General features: G+C 68.2%; 3 protein-coding genes (1 of these 3 cut by a window edge). All 3 read right to left on the bottom strand.

Annotated features, from left to right (window positions below):
* Tightly spaced (each overlapping or abutting the next), the 3 genes in view from WMF36_RS07615 to WMF36_RS07605 form a layout consistent with a single transcriptional unit that may run on beyond the window.
* Nucleotides 1-5,964: an SDR family NAD(P)-dependent oxidoreductase gene (locus WMF36_RS07615; protein ID WP_437578941.1), complete on the bottom strand. Its 5,964-nt coding sequence runs from the start codon at nt 5,962-5,964 to the stop codon at nt 1-3.
* The gene (locus WMF36_RS07610) at nt 5,965-18,261 is read right to left on the bottom strand and encodes an amino acid adenylation domain-containing protein (protein ID WP_437578940.1); all 12,297 of its coding nucleotides are present in this window, start codon (nt 18,259-18,261) and stop codon (nt 5,965-5,967) included. It abuts the gene before it with no gap.
* On the bottom strand, nt 18,258-20,488 hold the 3' portion of the coding sequence (locus WMF36_RS07605) for a type I polyketide synthase (protein ID WP_437578938.1). 2,614 nt of this gene lie beyond the right edge of the window; only the last 2,231 of its 4,845 coding nucleotides appear in the window; its start codon lies beyond the right edge, outside the window; it ends in the stop codon at nt 18,258-18,260. The genes WMF36_RS07610 and WMF36_RS07605 overlap by 4 nt, the downstream gene beginning before the upstream one ends.

Here is a 20,488-nt window from a genome sequence, read left to right as displayed (position 1 = left end):
TCAAAAGTCGTTCGCGTCGACGACGCCGATCTGCGCTATAAGCGATCTCATCTGGCGCGCGCTCAACGAGGCCTCCGCCGGCTCGGTGAGCTTCGGTGCAGCGGCGAAGGCTCGTAACGAGCCTGCGATGTGCTGGCCGATCTCCGTGACCGCTGCCTCGTCGAAGCCTGGCTCACGGTACGTCCAGTCGAGACGGAGGGCACCGGCGAACACACCCGCAGTGAGGCTCAGCCGGTACACCCCCAGCGTACGCGCGTCGGGGTCAGGAGCGATCGTCTCTCGCACCGGGAGGAAGAGGGCGTCATGATCCCCGCCCGCGTCGATGTGGCCCATGTAGAGGAAGCTCACCGCCGCGCGCGGCAGCGCCTGCAGCCGGGTCCTGATCTCGGGATCCGGGTCGATGCAGCGGAGCACGCCATAGCCGACACCACCACGCGGAATCTCGGCGAGTCGTGCGCGGATCACCGGAAGGGCCTCGCTCAGGTCGCGCGCGCGGCCGAGATCGATGAGGATCGGGAAGATGGCAGTGAACCAACCGATCGTGCGAGAGACGTCGAGATCCTCGCCCGCGAGCGCAGCGTCACGCCCGAGCCCCTCCACGTCCACGAGATGCGCGGTCCGATTCGTTCGCGCGGCAAGCGCGAGAGCCAAGCTGGAGAGGCAGAGGTCACCCATGCTCACCCGCAAGCGCCGCGCTGCCTCGAGCAGGGCACGGGTCTCGGCCTCGGCGAGGACGAGCGAGGCGCTCGCTACTCTCGTCTCTGCCGGGAGAGGGCTATCGCCGGGCAGATCCTCGGCACCCGCCCGACCCTGAGAAAGCCAGTAATCCAGCTCGTCGCGGAACGCACCCGCGCGCGCCAACTCATCCACCTTCTCCGCCCAGCTCCGGAACGATGCCGTCGCGGCGGGGAGCTGAACCGGCTGGCCGAGCGTGAGCTGCCGGTAGGCGTGCTCCAGGTCCTGTACGAAGATCCGCAGACTCATGATGTCCGCTACCAGGTGATGAACGACGAGGAGCAAGCGGCTTCCGCAGTCGCCACCCAATGAGAACAGGGCGGCACGAACGAGCGGTCCGTTCACTGGATCGAGCTCCCACCGCAGGCTCATGGCGGCGGCAGCGGCGGCGGCCTGGTGCACGGCGGGGGGGCTACCGCCGAGGTCGATGTAATTGACGCCGGCGAGGTGCGTCGCGCCGATCTGCTCTTGGGTCCACTCGTCGTCATGGCGGCGGAAGCGCAGGCGGAAGGCGTCGTGGTGCTCCAAGACGCACTCCAGCGCGCGCTCGATGCGCTCCTGGACCAGCTCGGCGGGACTCTCCAGCACGACGGTGAGATCGAAATGGCGGGCATCGTCGACGCCCTGAGCGAAAAACGCGCGCTGGATGGGCGTGAGCGGGACCGGTCCTAGCTCCCGCTTCGCCGGCGTCCGGCGGGCGGGAGAGAGTTCCAGCGTCGGCGCCAGCGCAGCGATGGTGTCGAGCTCGAACAGCTTCCGCGAATCCAGCCTTATGCCTCGTTCGTGGGCCCGCGCGACCATCTGCACGAAACTGAGCGAGTCAGCCCCGAGCTCGAAGAAATTGTCGTGAACGCCGATGTCCGCGAAGCCGAGGAGCTCACCGAGGATGTCCGCGAGCGCGCGTTCAATGGGGCTCTTCGGCGCGACGTACTCGCTGGTCAGCGCGGGGCGGGGCTGGCGCGCGTTCCGGCCTGCGAGGCGCTTCTCGGTAGGCGCGATCAGCGCGGCCACGGAGACGGCTTCCCGGGTTCGCTGGAGGAGGCTATCGAAGTCGCGGGTGGACACGATCACGTGAGGCCGAGGGCTCGCCAGGATACGACGGAAGACCTCGATCCCTTCGCCAGGCGTCATGCCGCCGCGAGCCAGGTCCGCTGGGAGGTAGCGCGACATATCCGACGCGTCGGCGCCCATTCCGAGCTTACCCCAGCCGTCCCACGCCACGGAGATCGCCGTATGCCCATAGACCCTGCACAGCCGCACCGCGAGCGCGTCGAGCGCGATGTTGGCTGCGCAATAATCGACGCTCCCAGGGGCGCCCATGTAAGCCTGAATCGAGGAGCAGAGCACGATGAAATCGAGAGCATCACCGCCGAAGACGGCCTCGATGACGTGTCCTCCCCGCACCTTGGGTGCCAGGACGCGCTCGGCGGCCTCCCGTGTCTTCGTGTGAATGAGCCCATCGGGCGGGAGCCCGGCCGCATGGATCACGCCGTGAATCGCGCCGAACCGCCCCTGCGCGCGCTGCCGCACCTCACGCATCGAAGCCTCGTCGGCCACGTCTGCGCGCAGCACGAGCAGCTCCGCGCCGGACGCCTGGAGCGCCCGGAGCGCGCGAATCCGCTCTCGCGTGCGTTCTGGAGCTCCCGAGCCGCCGCTGCTCGCCAGCAGATCGTCCCAGCGCTCCTCCGGCGGGAAGTCCGAGCGGCCCACCAGCACGAGCTTGGCCGCCACGGCGCTCGCGAGGTACCCAGCCAGCACGAGCGCTATACCGCCGAGACCACCCGTGATGAGATAGACGCCTTGTCGTCGGAGGAGCGGCGGTTCGCCAGCGGGCGGCTCGAGCGAGACCGGCTCGAACGCCTGGACCCAACGGTGCTCGCCGCGGTAGGCGACCAGGAGATCGGACGGCACGTCCTCTATCTCCGCGAGGAGCTGGGCGACCCCTAGGCCTCCGGCGGGATCGACGTCGATGTTGCGGCACAGGATGCCCGGATACTCTTGGTTGATCACGCGGACCGGGCCGAGCACGGTGGCGTCGTGGGGGCGCGGGCGCTCTCCACCCGTGACGTCATGGAGCCCGCTCGTCACGACGAAGAACGGGGTTTGCGATTCGTCCACTCCCGCGCCGAGAGAGGACAGGACGAGCCGCTCGCCGAGCGCCTGCGCGAGGCCAAGCAGCTCGTGGAAGCGCTCGGCCTCCGCGGGCCCGCGCTCTTCGAGCGCGGCGCCGAAATGAAGGACGGCTCGGCGTGAGCGGCTGGCGAACTGGGTCTCGTCGAGGAGATGGATGTAGTCGCTCGGGCGCGCGGGATCGAGCGTGTAGGCATGCTCTCCGAGCTTCGCGAACTGCCCGCCTCGCGCCACGACCACCACGTCGTCACCGGACGCGCGCAAGCGCGTGACGACTTCGCGTCCCACGCCGCGCTCGCCGCCGAAGACGAGCCAGGAGCGCCCGCTCGCCCGCGGCGTTCGCCGGCCCGCACGCGCCAGGGTGGAGATCGATTGCTTCCACACGGGGACGTAGAACCAACGAGCGATGTCGGCCCCCGGCGCGAGCATGCTCGCCTTGGAGCCCCACGCCGAAGGCTCGATCCAGTAGCGACGACGCTCGAAAGGATAGGTAGGAAGCGTGCTGCGGCGGCGATGCTCGCCGGCGAACAGCCCGCTCCAGTTGATCGAGAGCCCCGCGAGCCATAGCCGCCCCAGCGCGCCAAGAAGGAAGCTCTGATCCGAGCTGGGATCGCGCGGCCGCCTCAGGAGGGACACGGCGCGCGGCCGATCGCCGCCACGAGCGCTCCGCTCCAGCCATGGCGCCAACGTTCGCCCCGGTCCGACCTCGATCAGCACGCGCCGTTCGTCCGAGAGCATCTCCACCATCCCTTCCGCGAAGCGGACAGTCTGCCGAAGGTGATCCGCCCAGTAGCGCGGGCTGGTGGCCTCTTCCGCTGTCATCCACCGTCCGGTGACGTTCGACAGGACAGGGATCGCGGGAGGATGGAGGCTGACCCCCGCGACCACATCGGCCAGGCGATCGACAGCGGGCGCCATCATCCGGGAGTGGAACGCGTGGGACGTCGCGAGGCGCGTGCTGCTGATGCCGCCTTCCGCGAGGCGACGCGCGAGGGCCTCAATCGCGGGCGTCTCGCCCGCCACCACGCAGTCGGACGGTCCGAGGACGGCCGCGAGGCACAGATCGTCGCCGATCACCGCGCGCGCTTCCCGCTCCGACAGGCGGATCGCGAGCATCGACCCCTCCGGGAGCTCCCCCACGAGGCGACCCCGCTCGACCACGATCTGTAGCGCATCCTCCAGCGTAAACACGCCGGCCAAACACGCAGCGACGTACTCGCCGATGCTGTACCCGATCATGACCTGCGGGTGGATCCCCCAGTCCATCAAGGTTCGCGCGAGCGCGTACTCGAGCACGAAGAGCGCGGGTTGCGCGAGCTCGGTTCGGTCGAGCGTCCGCTTTGGATCCGCTTTATCCGCGCGCGGATCGCGCGGATAGAGCGCGCCGAGCAGATCGAACGCGCGGTGACGACGCATCAGGATGTCCGCAGCGTGGTCGACGTGGGCTCGGAACACCGCTTCTCGCTCGTAGAGCTCGCGCGCCATGCCCTCGTACTGGGAGCCTTGCCCGGAGAACACGAACGCTGGGACACACTCCCTGGTGACGACGTCCGACCCGATCAACTGACGCGGATCTGCTGTGCTCAGCGCGCCCGCGGCGTCGGCCGAATCGTGGCACACGAACGCGCTGCGGTGAGCGAAGGCCTTGCGGCCTGTGCTCAGCGTGAAGGCGACGTCGGCGAGGTTGACGCTCGGGTTTCGCCGGAGGTGGTCGGCGAGGTTCGCAGTCACCTTCTTCAGCGCGTCGCTCGTCTCCGCAGACAGGACCAAGAGCTGAGACGGCCTCGACGGCCCTGATGGCGGGAGCGCGGGCGCCTCCTCCAGCACCACGTGCACGTTGGTCCCTCCGATACCGAACGAGCTCACGCCCGCACGGCGCGGCGCGGCGCCTGCGTCCCACGGAGAGAGGACGGTGTTCACGTAGAAGGGGCTGCCAGCAAAATCGATCTCGGGGTTGGATGACTCAAAATGGAGGCTCGCGGGTAACAGCCTGTGGCGTAACGCCAGGACGACCTTGATCAGCCCTGCAATGCCGGCGGCCGCATCCAGGTGGCCGATGTTCGTCTTCAGCGATCCTATCGCGCAGAAGCCGCGCCTGCTCGTCGCGGCGCCAAACGCGCGCGTCAGCGCCGCGATCTCGATGGGATCACCGAGGGGCGTGCCTGTCCCGTGGGCCTCGATGTAGGTGATTTCATTGGGCTGGACGCCAGCGGCCGCCTGAGCCTCGGCGATCACCTCGGACTGCGCGGCTACGTTCGGCGCCGTATAGCCAACCTTCTGAGCGCCGTCGTTGTTGACGGCAGCTCCCCTGATGACGGCGAGGATGACGTCGCCGTCGGCGAGGGCCTCTTCCAATCGCTTGAGCAGGACGACCCCCACGCCGCTGCCGGGCACCGTTCCGCGCGCTCGCGCGTCGAACGCCCGACAGTGCCCATCGGGGGACAGGATTCCGCCCTCCTGGAACACGTAACCTCGTTCCGGGAACACGCCGATCCTGACGCCGCCAGCGAGCGCCATATCACACTGGTACGTGGCGAGCGCGTGGGTCGCGAGCTGCACGGCGACCAGCGATGACGAGCAGGCTGTGCCCACGTACATGGCGGGTCCCCTGAGGTCGAGCTTGTAGGAGACCCGTGTCGCCAGGAACGCGGGGTCGTTGCCGAGCATGATCGGCAACTCGCCCGCTGTGTGGACAAGAGATGGCGCCATGGCGATGTTCTTCATCAGGTAGTCGCTCGGGCCCGTGCCCGCATAGACGCCGATGCGACCGGGATAGGAGGCGGCGTTATAGCCGGCGCTCTCGAGCGCCTCCCACGCGCTCTCGAGAAAGAGCCGATGCTGCGGGTCCATGAGCTCGGCCTCGCGCGGCGAGACGCCGAAGAACTCCGCGGCGAACCTGTCGATGTCGTCGAGCGCGCCGGCTGCGCGGACGACGCGCGGATGTCCCCCTGCCTCGCCGGCCGCTCCGCCGCCGTCGAAGAACCTGATCGATTCCACTCCGTCGCGGAGGTTGGTCCAGAACTGGTCGAGATCTGCAGCGCCGGGGAATCGCCCAGCCATGCCGATGACCGCGGTGCAACCCACAGGCAAGTCACTCATTCAGCGCCTCCTTCCTTTTTCACGCCGGATGCGCTCAAGCACTTCCCGGCCCCGGTCGACCCTCTTCTCGATCGCTTCGAAGCGCGCCGGCTGCGGCGGAGCGCGCTCCAGGTGCTCGGCGAGACGGCTCACGGTAGAAAACTGGAAGAGATCCACCAGCTTGAGCTCGTGCCCGAGGCTCCGGAGCTGTGCGTGCATGCGAACCAACAGCAGAGAGTGCCCGCCCAGATCGAAGAAGTTGTCGTGGATGCCGATCCGCTCAATCTGCAGGAGGCTGGCCCAGACGCTCGCGATCTGCTCTTCGGTCCGTGTGCGGGGCGGCGCATAGGCCTCGCTTTGCTCGGGGCGCGCCACCTCGGGCGCCGGCAGGGCCTTGCGGTCGACCTTGCCGTTGAACGACAGCGGCAGGGCGTCGAGCCACATGAATCCAGCCGGAATCATGTAATCCGGCAGCTCGCCCTGCAGGTGCTTGCGCAGCTCGGCCACGCTCGGCGGCGTGGCGTCACGCGCCACCAGGTACGCCACGAGGCGCTTGTCTCCAGGCGCGTAGTCGCGCGCCATCACCGCCGCGTCATGGATGGCGGGGTGCTGCTTCAGCACATTTTCGACCTCGCCGAGCTCGATCCGGTACCCTCGAATCTTTACCTGATGATCGATTCGCCCCAGGTACTCCAGGCTGCCGTCCGGTAACCACCGGCAAAGGTCGCCCGACTTGTAAAGACGGCCGCCGGCGTCTCCACAGAAGGGGTCAGGAACGAACCTGTCCAAGCTCAGCTCGGGGCGGTTCAGATACCCGCGAGCCACGCCGGCGCCGCCGACATAGAGCTCACCTGGGACTCCGATGGGCAAGAGAGCGCGGTTCTGGTCGAGCACGTACACGCTGAGATCGGGGATTGGACGTCCGATGGGGCTCACCGATGCGCCGTCGACGTCCTCTGCGACCAGCGGCCGGCAGGTGACGAGCACGGTGGTTTCCGTGATCCCGTACATGTTCACGAGCTCAGGTGCGCGGTCACCGTGGCGCTTGAACCAGGGTCGCAGGCTCTCGAGATCGAGCGCCTCGCCAGCCAAGATGACCAGCCGGAGAGCCAATCCGGCGTCCTCTCCGCCAGCTGCTGCATCCGCGGGCATAATCTGCCGGAAAGCAGACGGGGTCTGGTTGAGCACGGTGACGTTCTCTTCGCGGAGAAGCCGGTGGAAGACCTCCGGAGATTTGGTGACCTCGAACGACACGACGAGGAGCCGGCCGCCATACAGCAGAGCGCCCCAGATCTCCCAGACAGAGAAGTCAAACGACGAGGAATGGTACAGCGTCCATACATCCCGTTCGTCAAAGTGGAACCACGCCTCGGTCGCATGGAACAGCCGGGTCACGTTCGCATGGGTGACCAGCGCGCCCTTCGGCTTGCCGGTCGAGCCCGAGGTGTAGATCACGTAAGCGAGGTGTTCGGGCGTCACTCCGCTTGTCGGGTTGGTGCTCCTCTGCACTGCGATCTCCGGCCCTATCGCGTCGATGCACAGCGTGTGGCTGTCATGCTCCGGGAGTCTCGACAGGAGCGCTCGCTGGGTGAGCAGCACGGCTGGCCGGGCGTCCGCCAGCATGAAGGCGATCCGGTCCTTCGGATACGCGGGGTCGAGGGGCACGTAGGCGCCGCCGGCCTTCAAGATGGCGATGATTCCGATGACCATGTCGAGCGAGCGCTCGACACACAGCCCGACGAGCACCTCGGGCCCAACGCCGAGAGAGCGAAGGTGGTGAGCGAGCTGGTTGGCGCGCTCGTTGAGCTCGCGGTACGTCAGCCGCCGCTCTTCGAACACCACCGCGACCGCGCTGGGCGTCCGCTCGACCTGCACTTCGAAGAGCTCGTGAAGGCAACGGTCGCTGGGATAGCTCACGCTGGCGCCGGCCCATGAGCAGAGCTGGGCTCGCTCCTCGCTTGTGAGCATTGAAATCTGCGAGACCGGCCGCTCGGGCTCCGCCACGAGGTTCTCCAGGAGAGACTGGAAGTGGCCGGTCAACCGCTCGATCGCGGCGGGATCGAACCGCTCCGCGGCATAGATGAGCTGCAGCGCCATTTCCCGGCCGGGCTTCACGACCACGGTGAGGGGGTAGTTCGTCTGCTCGATCGGGCGGACGTCGGTGGTCTCCAGCGCAGGGTGGCCCTCCCGCAGCATCTGGTCGATGGGGTAGTTCTCGACGACGAGCACGCTCTCGAAGAGGTCCTTTTGCCATGGGACAGCGCTCCAGCGCTGCACCTGAACGAGCGGGCTGTGCTCGAAAGGAAGCTGCTCGGTCTGGCGCGCTTGGAGCTCTTGCAGCCAGGACACGACAGGCTGCTCGGACGCGATCTGGACGCGCACGGGGATGGTGTTGATGAACAGCCCTACCATGGCGTCGATGCCGTCGACGCCCGCCGAGCGTCCCGACACGGTCGCGCCGAAGAGCACGTCGCTCTCTCCGCTGTAGCGGCTCAAGAGCAGCGCCCAGGCGCCGCGGACCAGGGTGCTCAGCGTCAGGCCGTGCTTGCGGGCAAAGCGCTCAAGCGCTGATTGGCCCGCGGCAGTCAGCCGCCGCTCATGATGCGGCGGCGCCGAGCCTGCGGGCGGCGCCGCGCCGCGGGGCCGGTCTAACGGAATCGGTGTCGGCGCCGAGAAACCCTGGAGCGCGCGGCGCCAGAACGATTCGGCGTCCGCTTTGGCCTGCTGCTTCAGCCAGGCGATGTGGTCGCGGAACGGCCGCCGGCTCGGCATCGCGGCGGGTCGCCCGTCACGAGCCGATTCGTAGAGCTGCAGCATCTCGGTGAACAAGAGCGGCAGCGACCAGCCGTCCAGGATCATATGATGGAAGGTCCAGATGCACTGATAAGCCTCCTCCGTGAGCCGGATGAGCGTGAACCGCATCAGCGGCGCCACGCTGGCATCGAAGCCGTTGGCGCGGTCTTCCGCGAGCCACGAGGACGTCCTTTCCTGCTGCTCGCTCTCCGGGACACCACGCCAATCGAGCTCGACCCACGGGAACGGGACGCCGCTGCGTACCACCTGCAGGAACTCGTCGGCACCCTCCCACACGAACGCCGTACGCAGGACGGCGTGCCTGGCGAGGAGCGTCTGCAGGGCCTCTTTGAAGGCCGTGACCACGAGCGCCTTTGGGATTTTGAAGGCGACCTGCTCGACGTACACGCCAGAGGTCGGGTCCCGGAGAGCATGGAAGAGCATGCCCTCTTGCATCGGCGAGAGTGGATAGGCATCCTCGACGTCCCTCGCCGCCCTCCCGACGCCCACGAGTCGATCCACGGCGGCCTGGGTCAGCTGCACGAGGGGAAAGTCCGATGGAGTACGGCCGCCCGCTTCCGCCGCACGGCAGTGCTCCATCAGCGTCCTGAGGGACATCAGGAACGCCTGCGCGAGACGGTTGATCGTGGACCTCCGGTGTAGGCCCTCGCTGTACGTCCACGCGATCTGCAGGCGCCCCTCGGCGACCACGGCGTTGATCTCGATCGCATGCGTCCGAGCGCCGCGCGGGCTGCAAGCTGGCCCGGTCGGCTCCGTGGCGCGTTCGAACAGGGGGGATTCCGCGAAGCTTTGGTCGAGCTGCCCCAGGTAGTTGAAGAGCACCTCGGCGCGCGGGAGCGCCTCGTACTTGGCAGAGACCGAGGGGTCCTCGTTCAGGTAGCGCAGCGCGCCAAAGCCCACGCCTCGGCCGGGGATGCTGCGCAGCTGCTCTTTGACCGCCTTGAGCACCTCCCCAGGTCCGCCCGCAGGCGCTCGCAGCTCGACGGGAAACAGCGCCGTGAACCAGCCGATCGTGCGTGACAGATCGAAGCCACCGCCGATGTCCTCCCGCCCGTGCCCCTCCAGGTCGAGCCGCAGCGCGCGCGCCCCCGTCCACTCGCCAAACGCTTGCAGGAGCGCGGTGAGCAGGACGTCATTGATCTGCGTCCGGTAGACCGCCGGAACGTCTTGCAGGAGCGCACGGGTCTCTTCGACGCCGAGCGCCACCTCGACCGTTCGTGCCGAGGCGACGGTGTTATCTCCTTCCTCGACGTCACGCGGAAGTCGGGCAGGTGAGCTCGGGGCCAGCCAAAACGAATTCTCACTCTGCACCGCTTCCGACTGCGCATACGCCGTGAGCCGCTCGGCCCACGCCTGGAAGGAGGTCGTCTTCGACGGGAGCCGGATCGGCTCCCCCGCGCGCGCCTGGGCATACGACGTCTGCAAGTCCTCGAGCAGGATCCGCCAGGAGACCCCGTCGACCACGAGGTGGTGAATCACCAAGAGGAGCCTTCCGCGCTGCCCCGTGCCGAGGTGTATAAGGACCGCACGCATCAGCGGACCCTGCGCAAGGCTCAGGCTTGCTTGCGCCTCTGCCGCAGCGGCTTCGAGGGCGTGCGCCTTGCCCGGCGCAGGCACAGCCGAGAGATCGGCGACGCTCACTGTGACGGCCGCATCGAGGGCGCCGCTGGCCTGACGCACGCTCCCGCTCTCCGCCACGAACCGCATGCGCAGCGCATCGTGGTGCCGCACGAGCGCCTGGACGGCCTGCTCGAGGCAAACTGGATCCAGCGGCTCGCGGAGCTGGAGCAGCACCGCCTGATTGAAGTGGTCCGGCTCCGGCTGCTGCTGCTCGAAGAACCAGCGCTGAATCGGCGTCAACGCGACGGAACCGGTGACGAGCCCCTGCTCGGCTTGCGCCGCGACCTCGGTGGTGGCCTGCGCCGCCAGCGACGCGATGGTCTGGCATTCGAAGACCTGCTGGACCAACAGCCCGAGCCCCGCCCGTCGGGCCCTACTCACCATCTGAACGGCAAGGATGGAGTCGCCGCCCAGCGTGAAGAAGCTGTCGTGAATACCCACCCGATCGATCCTGAGCACGTCGCTCCACGCGCCAGCGAGGAGCTCTTCCGCGTGGGTGCGCGGCGGCGTGTACGTACGGTTTTGCTCCGGATGTGCCATGTCGGGCGCCGGCAAGGCCTTGCGGTCGATTTTGCCGTTGGGCGACAGCGGCAGGGCATCGAGCCACACGAGCTTCGCGGGGACCATGTACTCTGGTAGAGCGCGCTGCAGACGCTCACGCAGCTCGGCGGTGTCCGGTCGGGCCGCGTCGCGCGCCACGAGGTAAGCCACGAGCCGCTTGGTTCCGGGTGTGTCCTCGCGAGCGAGCACCACCGCCCCCTGGACCGATGGATGCTGCGCTAGCACGCTCTCGATCTCGCCTAGCTCGATCCGGTAGCCGCGGATCTTCACCTGGTGATCGAGACGGCCCAGGTACTCGATGTTGCCATCTGGAAGCCACCGGCACAGGTCGCCGGTCTTGTACATGCGCGCGCGCGGGTCGGCGTTGTAAGGGTCGGCCACGAACCTCTCCGCCGTCAGCTCGGGGCGGCCCAGGTACCCGCGCGCCACCCCGACTCCGCCGATGTAGAGCTCTCCAGGGACGCCTACCGGCACAGGCGACGCGTGTGCGTCCATCACGTAGAGCTGCGTGTTCGCGATAGGCTGACCGATGGGAACAACCCGACGCACATCGTCGCGCTGGCACTTCCAGAATGAGACGTCGATCGATGCCTCTGTCGGGCCGTAGAGGTTGTACAGCTCCGCTTGATTGCGCTCGAAAAACCGCGCCATGAGCTCATAGGACAGCGCCTCGCCACTGCAGATGACCCGCTTGAGCGAGCCACATCGGCCGGCGCTCAGCTCCTCCATGAACGCCTGGAGCATTGATGGGACGAAATGCACCGTCGTGACGCGCTCAGCTTCTATGATCCGAGCTAGGTAGGCGCTATCCCGGTGCCCCCCTGGCAGGGCTACCACGAGCCGCGCTCCGATTGTCAGCGGCCAGAAAAACTCCCATATCGACACATCGAAGCTGTACGGCGTCTTCTGCAACACCGCGTCTCCAGGCCCCAGGGCGAACGTGTCTTGCATCCACAACAGGCGATTTCTCAGGCCCCCGTGCGTGTTCATCACGCCCTTCGGGCGGCCCGTCGAACCTGACGTGTATATCACGTACGCCAGCGTTGATTCCGTCGCTCCGCTCGTCGGGTCGTCCTCTCGACCCTCCGCGGGATCCGCGTCCAGACACACCACCGTGGCCCTGGAGCCCGACAGCCGCTCTACCAGGTGCGTCTGCGTCAGCAGCACCGGCGCTCCGGCGTCCGCCATCATGAACCGCAGTCGCTCCTCCGGATAGCTCGGATCGAGCGGTACGTACGCTCCTCCGGCCTTCATCACCCCGAGCAGCCCCACCACCAGCTCCACCGATCGCTCCGCGCACACGCCCACGAGCGTCTCAGGGCCCACCCCCAGGGCTCGCAGTCGATGCGCCAGGCGGTTTGCTCGAGCGTTCAGCGCCCGGTACGTCACCCGCTCGCCCTCGAACACCACCGCTTCGGCTTCCGGGGTCCGCCCCACCTGCGCCTCGATGAGCTCGTGCACCAGGCCCTGGGGCGCATAGGCGACCGCGGTGTCGTTCCGCTCCACGAGCACTCGGTGCCGTTCCGCTTCGCTCAGCAGCGGCAGCTCACTCACCGGGCGCTCCGGCTCCGCTACGATGCCGCGCAGCAGCACCTCGAAGCTCTCGACCATTCGTGCGATCGTCGTCGCGTCGAACAGCTCTGCGCTGTACACGACCGCCCCCACGAGGGCCCCAGCCTCCTCGTTCAGCGTCAGTTCGATCTCGAACCTTGTCGTCCCCGAGTCAGCCGCCAGGAGCGAGAGCTGTACGTCCGCGAGCGTCGGCGCGCTCATCGGCGCGGTCTGCAGCCCGAACATCGCCTGGAATAGCGGCGTCCGGCGGAGGTCCCGCGCCACTCCCAGCGCCTCAACCACGCGCTCGAACGGCACGTCCTGGTGCGCATACGCCCCCAGCGCCGCTTCGCGCACCCGGTCGAGCAGCTCCGTGAACTGCGGCGCATCCGAGACGTCGCTCCGCAGCACCAGCGTGTTCACGAGCAAGCCGATCAGCGGCTCCACCTCGGCCCGGTTCCGGTTCGCTATCGGCGTCCCCACGCTGATGTCGGTCTGGCCCGAGTACCGCGATAGCAACACCTGGAACGCCGCCATCAACGTCATGAACAGCGTCGCTCCGCGCCTGCGGCTCAGCCGCCCGAGTTCTGTCACCAGCGCCGCGGGCAGGCGCACCTCGTGACGCCCCCCCCGGAGGCGCTGCACCCCAGGCCTCGGTCGGTCCGTCGGCAGCTCCAGCACCTGCGCACCTGCGAGCCGCTCCTTCCAGTACGCGAGCTGCTCGTCGAGCACCTCGCCCGCGAGCCACCGCCTCTGCCACGCCGCGAAGTCGGCGTACTGGATCGCGAGCTCCGGCAGCGGCGACGGCTTCCCCTCGACGAACGCCTGATACAGCGCCGCCACTTCGCGCATGAGCACGCCGATCGACCAGCCGTCCGACACGATGTGATGCATCGTCACCAGCAACACGTGATCGTCCGCACCGAGCCGCAGCAGCCGCGTCCGGAGCAGCGGGCCCGCCGCCAGATCGAACGGCCGCGCCGCCTCCGCCGCCGTCGCCCGGAGCGCTTCCGCCTCGCGCTCGGCCTCCGGCATCGACGTAAGGTCCATCACCGGCACTGGCCACGCCGCGGGCGCCGGTTGGATCTCCTGCGCCGCGCGTCCGTCGCGCGTCGCAAACGTGGTGCGCAGCGCCTCGTGGCGTCGCACGACCTCGCCGAACACCCGCCCGAGCGCCGCCGCATCGAGCCTTCCGCGCAGGCGCAGCGCTCCCGGGCTGACATAGGATGCGTTGCCTGGATTAAGCTGCTCGAGGAACCAGAGTCGCTGCTGCGCGAACGAGAGCGCGAGCTCTCCGTCGCGAGGCACAGGCTCGATCGGCGGCGCGCTGGCCCCCATGCCCGCGCGTTGCGCGGCCTCCACCTGCGCTCCGAGGCCAGCCACCGTCGGCGTCTTGAAGAGCAGCCGCAGCGGCAGCTCGGTCCCGAACGCCGCGCGGATACGCGAGATCACCTGCGTCGCCAGCAGCGAATGCCCACCCAGCGCGAAGAAGTCATCGTGCACTCCGACCTGCTCGACGCCCAGCACCTCGGCGAAGATCCCCGCGAGCAGCTCCTCCGCCGGCGTTCGCGGCGCCGCGTACGTCTGCGCGTCCCCGGCGCGCGCGGCGTCCGGGGCCGGCAGCCCTCGCCGGTCCACCTTGCCGTTCGGCGTCAGCGGCAGCGCGTCCAGCACCACAAACGCTGACGGCTCCATGTACGCCGGAAGCGTCTTTCGCACGTACTCGCGCAACGCCCCGACCGACAGCGCGCTCCCTTGCTGCAGGACGACGTACGCTACCAAGCGCTTGTCGCCGGGGACGTTCTCCAGCAGCACCACCACGCTCGCGCGCACCGACGGGTGCGCCGACAACGCGGCTTCGATCTCACCGAGCTCGAGGCGGAAACCACGGACCTTGACCTGATGGTCATTGCGGCCGAGGAACTCGAGACCGCCGCGCTCGTTCCATCGCGCCAGGTCACCCGTGCGGTAGAGCCGCGCTCCCGACTCCTTGGAGAACGGGTCGGCGATGAAGCGCTCTGCGGTCAACGCAGGCCTGTTGAGGTAGCCGCGCGCCACGCCTCTGCCGCCGATGAGGAGCTCACCTGCGACCCCTGGCGGCAACGGATTCAGCCTGGCATCGACGACATGGACTTGCGTATTCGCGATCGGCTTTCCGATAAGGACCGACCCGTGACCGACGCGATGCATCGTCGACCAGATCGTCGTCTCGGTCGGCCCATACATGTTGAGCACCTGTCCCGGAACGAGCGAGACGAGATCGGCCGCGAGCTTGGGCGGTAGCGCCTCGCCTCCCACCAGCATGAAGGAGAGCTGGGCCAGCGCCGCGCGTGTAGGCTCGTCGCCTGTCAGCAGCGCCGCGAGCGAAGGTGTGCACTGCAGGTGCGTCACGCCGTGATCCGCGATGAGCGCTGCGATCGATGCTTCCCCCTGCACCTCGCAAAGCCCCGCTTCGGCGCGCGGCTGGGCGATGCCGCGGAGTCGATTCAGGTGCTCGAGACTCGCGAGCACGGAGTCGGTGTCGACGCCGAAGTCGATGAGACAGGCGATCTCGTCGACGCCGACATCCTTCAGCGTTTCCACCATCGCGGCGCACCTCTCCGGCGTGCCGAAGAGGCCACTCGTCTCGAAGTAGCGCAGGAACGCGTGCTCGGTCAGCGCATCGAGATCGCCCTCGTCGAAGCTGTCGATGTCGAGCCCTCGCGCGGCGGCGAGGGGGCGCAGGATGTCTATCGATTCACGCAGGTAGCGCTTGAACGGTTCCTTCACCTTCTCGCGGACCTCGCCGTCATCGGTCGACACGAAGGTATGCAGCATGAGGGTGACGTGGCCGCCGCCGGCACGGTGACCACCGCGCCGAAATGCTTCGCGGTAGATCGCTATCGACCTCGCCAGATCCTCCACGGACTGGCCGAGCAGGTGGGTGAGCAGGTTGGCCCCCAGCTCGCCCGCACGACGGAACGTCTCCGGGTTTCCCGCCGCCGTGATCCAGATCGGCAGCTCGGCCTGAATGGGGCGCGGCAGCGTCCTCACGCCCGCTTGCGAGCCGTCGCCCGAGGTTACAGAGACCGCCTCTCCGCGCCACAGGCGCCGCACCACGTCGAGCCCCTGAAACATCACCTCCTTGCGATTCACGTAGCTCTCCGGCGCGAGCGCGAAGTCGACCGGCTGCCAGCCTGCGGCGAAGGAGAGCCCAACCCTGCCGTGCGACAGGTTGTCGATCATGGCCCAATCCTCAGCGACGCGGATGGGGTTGTGGAGCGGCATCACCAGGCTGCCGCTGCGGATGGCGACACGCTCGGTGATCGCGGCGATCGCGGCGCCGGTCACCGCGGGGTTCGGATAAAGCCCGCCGAAGGTGCCGAAGTGGCGCTCGGGCGTCCAGACGGCCTCGAACCCGTTTCGGTCGGCGAAGCGCGCCCCCTCGAGGAGCAGCCTGTACTGATTCGCCGCCCTATCGCTCGCCGCGCTCGCGAAATAGAAGAGGCTGAAGGCGATGGGGCGCGTCGGCGTCCTCCGGGGCCGCGCTGGCATCACGTCGTCACCGCGGACCAGCACCACCTTGTATCCGCGCGTCAACGTCCAGAGCAGCTCCAGGACCGAGATATCGAAGGTATAATTCGTCAGCGCGAGCCAGGTGCCCGTCCCTTCGCCAAGGATCCGGTCCATCGCCGTGAAGAAGTTCACGACGTTCCGGTGCTCGACCATCACGGCCTTCGGCTGGCCGGTCGACCCGGAGGTGTAGATGGCGTACGCGAGGTGGTTTGGCGTGACGACGGGCGGGGGCGGCTGGGTCTCCAGCGCGACGAACGCGCGGGGGTCGTCGATCAGCAACGTGCTCACGGCGGTCTCGGTGAACCGCCCAGCGAGGCTCGATTGCGTGACGACGACGGAGATCCCGGCATCTCCGACGATGTACTCCTGACGACTCGCGGGCGCGCTCGGATCCATCGGGACGTACCCGCCGCCAGCCTTGAGCACGGCGACGGCACCGATCACCATCCCCAAAGAGCGTTCGACGCAGAGCCCTACCCGCGCGTCGGGCCCTACACCGAGCGCGCGCAAGCGACAGGCGAATTGCTCTCCGAGAGCATCGAGCTCCGCATAGGTCAGCCTCCCTTGCTCATTCTCCACGGCCACGGCGTCAGGCGTCCTGTTCGCCTGCTCCTCGATCAGCGCGTGAACGAGCTTGTCGGATCGGGGGTCTGCTGCCGTGTCGTTCCACGCTTCGAGCTGAGATAGCTCCGCGGTCGTGAGCATCGGCAGCTCGTCGATACGCCGGGCTGGATTGGCCACGATCCCACGCACGAGCTCCTCGAAGCTCTCCGCCATCCGCTGGATAGTCGCTACGTCGAACAAGTCCGCGTTGAACTCCCAGACGCCCGAGAGCCCCCGATCAACCTCCTCCACGACGAGCGACAGGTCGAACCGCGCCATGCCGCTGTCGATCTCCAGCGGCGTCACCGTGAGTCCGTGCAGCTCGATCTTCGGTAGGCGCACGTTGTGAAGCGCGAACAGGACCTGAACGATCGGGTGATAGCTCAACGTCCGATTCGCCTGGGCCTCGTCGACCAGTCTCGCAAACGCCACCTCCTGGTCGTCGAAGGCGTCGGAGGCGACGCGACGGACGCGCTCGAGCGCCTCGACAAAGCTCGGATTGCCTGCGAGATGCGTACGCAGCGGAAGTATATTAATGAAGAGGCCCAGCATCGACTCGGTCTCGGGCCGCGTCCGGTTCGCGACCGGAGAGCCCACGACGATGTCATCCTGGCCGGAGCGCCGGGCGAGCAGCACCTTGAAGACGGCGAGCAGCGTCATGTAGAGCGTGGCGCCGTGCCGGCGCCCGAGCGCCCTGAGCTGCTCTGTCAACTCCGCGCTGAGGTGGGTTCGCACGCTCCCCCCGCGGAACCCCTGGACCATGGGGCGCAGCTGGCCCTGGGTCAGATCGAGCAGCGGCGGCGCTCCGGCCATCCGCTGCTTCCACCGGCCAAGCTGCTCCTCGAACGACACATCCGCGGATCGCCTGCGCTCCCAGCTGGCGTAATCGGCGTAGTCGAGGCGTACATCAGGGAGCGGAGATGCCTTGCCCGAGGAGAAAGCCTCGTAGAGCGCCACAAACTCCCGGAGGAAAATCCCCGTCGACCAGCGATCGAAGATGATGTGGTGCACTGTCAACACGAGGATGTTCAACGCGGGACCCAGCCGCAGCAGCGCAGCGCGAAACAGCGGCCCCCGTTCGAGCGAGAAAGGCCGCAGCACGTCCTCCCGGAGGATGCGCTCGACGGACTCGGCTTGCAGGGACTGTGGTTGCGCTGAGAGGTCCAAGACGGCTGGCTGGACCGGGGCGCACGCCGCGACAACAGGCTTCAACACGCCGAGCTCTTCGCGGATTGTCCACCGGAGGATCGCGTGCCGGCGAACGATCTCGGTCAGACACCGCGCCAGCACCCCGGCGTCCAGCGCGCCGGTGAGACGCAGCGCCATGCGCTCGTTGTAAAGCGCGCTCTGCTCTGCGAGCTGATGAACGAACCAGATGCGCCGCTGAGCATCGGTCAGCTCCGGCTCGGCGCCGGCCTCCCGGAGGATCGGCGAGGCCGCGCGATCGACGTTGCCCTGAAGCAGCGCGAGCACCGCGGCCTTGGACTCGACGAGCTGGCGCTGCAGATCCGGGCGCAGCGCGCCCTTCGGTGCCTGAATGCAGAGCTGATCGCCCTCGGCCCAGAGCCGCACGCCGAGGCTGGACAGCTCGCTGATGAGCTCAGACGGTATCATAGTTTGATGATCTCGAACGCGTCGGTCGGCCCGGTGGTTTGTGGGCCTGAGACGACGAGCTCACGGAGCGCGAGCTCGGCGGTGACTCGCTCGGCGAGGTTCTCCAGCGTTGATCCGTTGATAAAGAGCTCAAGGGGGACGTCGACACCCAAGCAGGCCTTGAGCCAGCTCTTGAGCTCCACCGCCATCAGCGAGTCGAGGCCGAGTTCGATCAGCGATGTCTTCGCGTCGATGGCTTCCGCGTCCTCGCGCTCGAGGACCCCGGCGAGCTGCTCCGCGACGAGGGCGCGCAGGACCGACGCGCGCTCCGCTGCCGGGGCGCGCAGGACCCTCTTGAGCACATCCCGGGGCGGGTCTTCGAGCCGTGCGCGCGGCGCATTGGCGCGCGGGAGGAGCTCCGCGAGAAGAGAGCGCTGTTGCGTCGCGGGCAGCCGGGCCCCGAACGACGGCCAGTCGATGTCGAAGATCCCGATCTGGGGGTGGGCGCTGCCGGCGATTTCATCAAGCGCCTGCAGCGCGCGCTCGGGGGAAAGCGCGTCGACGCCGCTCCTCTCAAGTCGACCTCTCCGCTCTACCTCGACGCGCGCCGCCATACCGGCCTCTCCCCAGGGGCCCCAATTGACGCTGAGCGCCGGGAGGCTGTGCGCGCGCCGGTAGTGCGCGAGGGCATCGAGAAACGCGTTGGCAGCAGCGTAATTGGCTTGCCCGGGCGAGCCGAGGAGCGCTGTCGCGGACGAGAACAGAATGAAAAAATCGAGCGCGCTGCCGCGGCTGAGCTCGTGGAGGAGCCACGCGCCACGGGCTTTGGGCTCAAACACCTTGTGGAATCGCTCCCAGTCCTGGAGAGGCAGCACCCCGTCATCGAGGGTCCCTGCGGCATGCACGATACCCCTGAGCGGGACGCCAGCGGCGCGCACCTCGTCCAGCACGCGGGCGACGTCTCGCTCGCTCGCGGCGTCCGCCGCGATGACGTGGACCTGGCTGCCACGCGCTCGCAGGAGGTTGAGCGTCTGCTCCGCGGCGGGCGAGGGCGCGCTGCGCCCGAACAGGAACAGGTGGCGCGCGCCGCGCTTGACCAGCCACGTCGCGACATGGAGACCGAGCGCGCCGAGCCCGCCCGAGATCACGTACGCCGCATCATCGCGGATCGCCACGGCGGGCGTCGGCGGGGGCGCGTAGCGGCGAAGGCGGGCGACATACACGCGGCCGCGGCGCAAGGCGACCTGGTCGTCACCGGCCGGATCGCAGAGCTGCGCGGCGAGCGCGGTCTCCTCGCCCGCCTCTGCCGTCGGCGCCAGATCGACGAGCCCACCCCAGCCTTCCGGGTGCTCGAGCGCAATGGTGCGGGCCATCCCCCAGAGCGGGGCCTGGGCGAGCGCGGGCGCGCCATCACGCTCCGTGGCGACCGCGCCCCGCGTGACCCACCAGATCTTCACCGTGGAGGCGTGCTTCGCGGCCGCCTGGACGAGGTGCAGAGCGCTGCCGCACGACAGGCGCATCGCCTCGGTCGACGCATCGGCAGGACAGCGCGCATCGAGGCTCCACAGGTGAACGATGCCGGACGCGTCCTTCGCTTCCTCCTGCAGCGCCGCCCAGAGGCGCTCAACGTGCGACGCCTCGGTCGGCGCGATCTGCCACTCTCCGCCGCCACGCTCCTGAAAGGACGTGCCTTTCCGCACGATCCGGCACGCGTCGCCGCCTTGCCGCAGCACGCCTGCGAGCGTGTCCCCCACGCCGCCTTCGTCCACGAAGAGGATCCATTTCCGCTGATCGCCGGTCGGAGCGCGCGGCGCGTCGGCGCGTCGGCGCGGCGACGGGTTCCACTGGACTTCGTACAGCGATCCATCGACAGGACGAGGAAGCCGACGCTGGTGCTCATGGACCAGCGCGTCAGCCACCCTGGTGAGCAGGGCACGATCCACCTCCTGGAGCGCCTCGCTGTCGTGCAGCAGGCCCGCCAGCTCCCGCGCGCGCTCCTGCTGCAGGAGCCGCGTCACCGGGCTCCCTTGGCCTGGTGCCTCCGTTGCCCGCTCTCGGGGGCGCTGTGCATCGACCCAGTACCTCCGCCGCTGGAACGGGTAGGTGGGAAGATCCACGCGCGCGCCGCCGCGATCACGGTAGATGGCGCTCCAGTCCACCCGCGCCCCGCGGGCGTACAGCTCGCCCAGGCTGGTAAGGATGCAGCGGGGGTCTCCCAGCACAGGGCTCAAGCTCGGCAGGCGAACGC

This window comes from Sorangium sp. So ce887, assembly GCF_051521455.1.
In the GTDB taxonomy this organism is placed as follows: domain Bacteria; phylum Myxococcota_A; class Polyangia; order Polyangiales; family Polyangiaceae; genus Sorangium.
The sequence above is the reverse complement of the archived record's forward strand: the minus strand, read 5'-3'. Positions and strand labels throughout refer to the sequence as shown.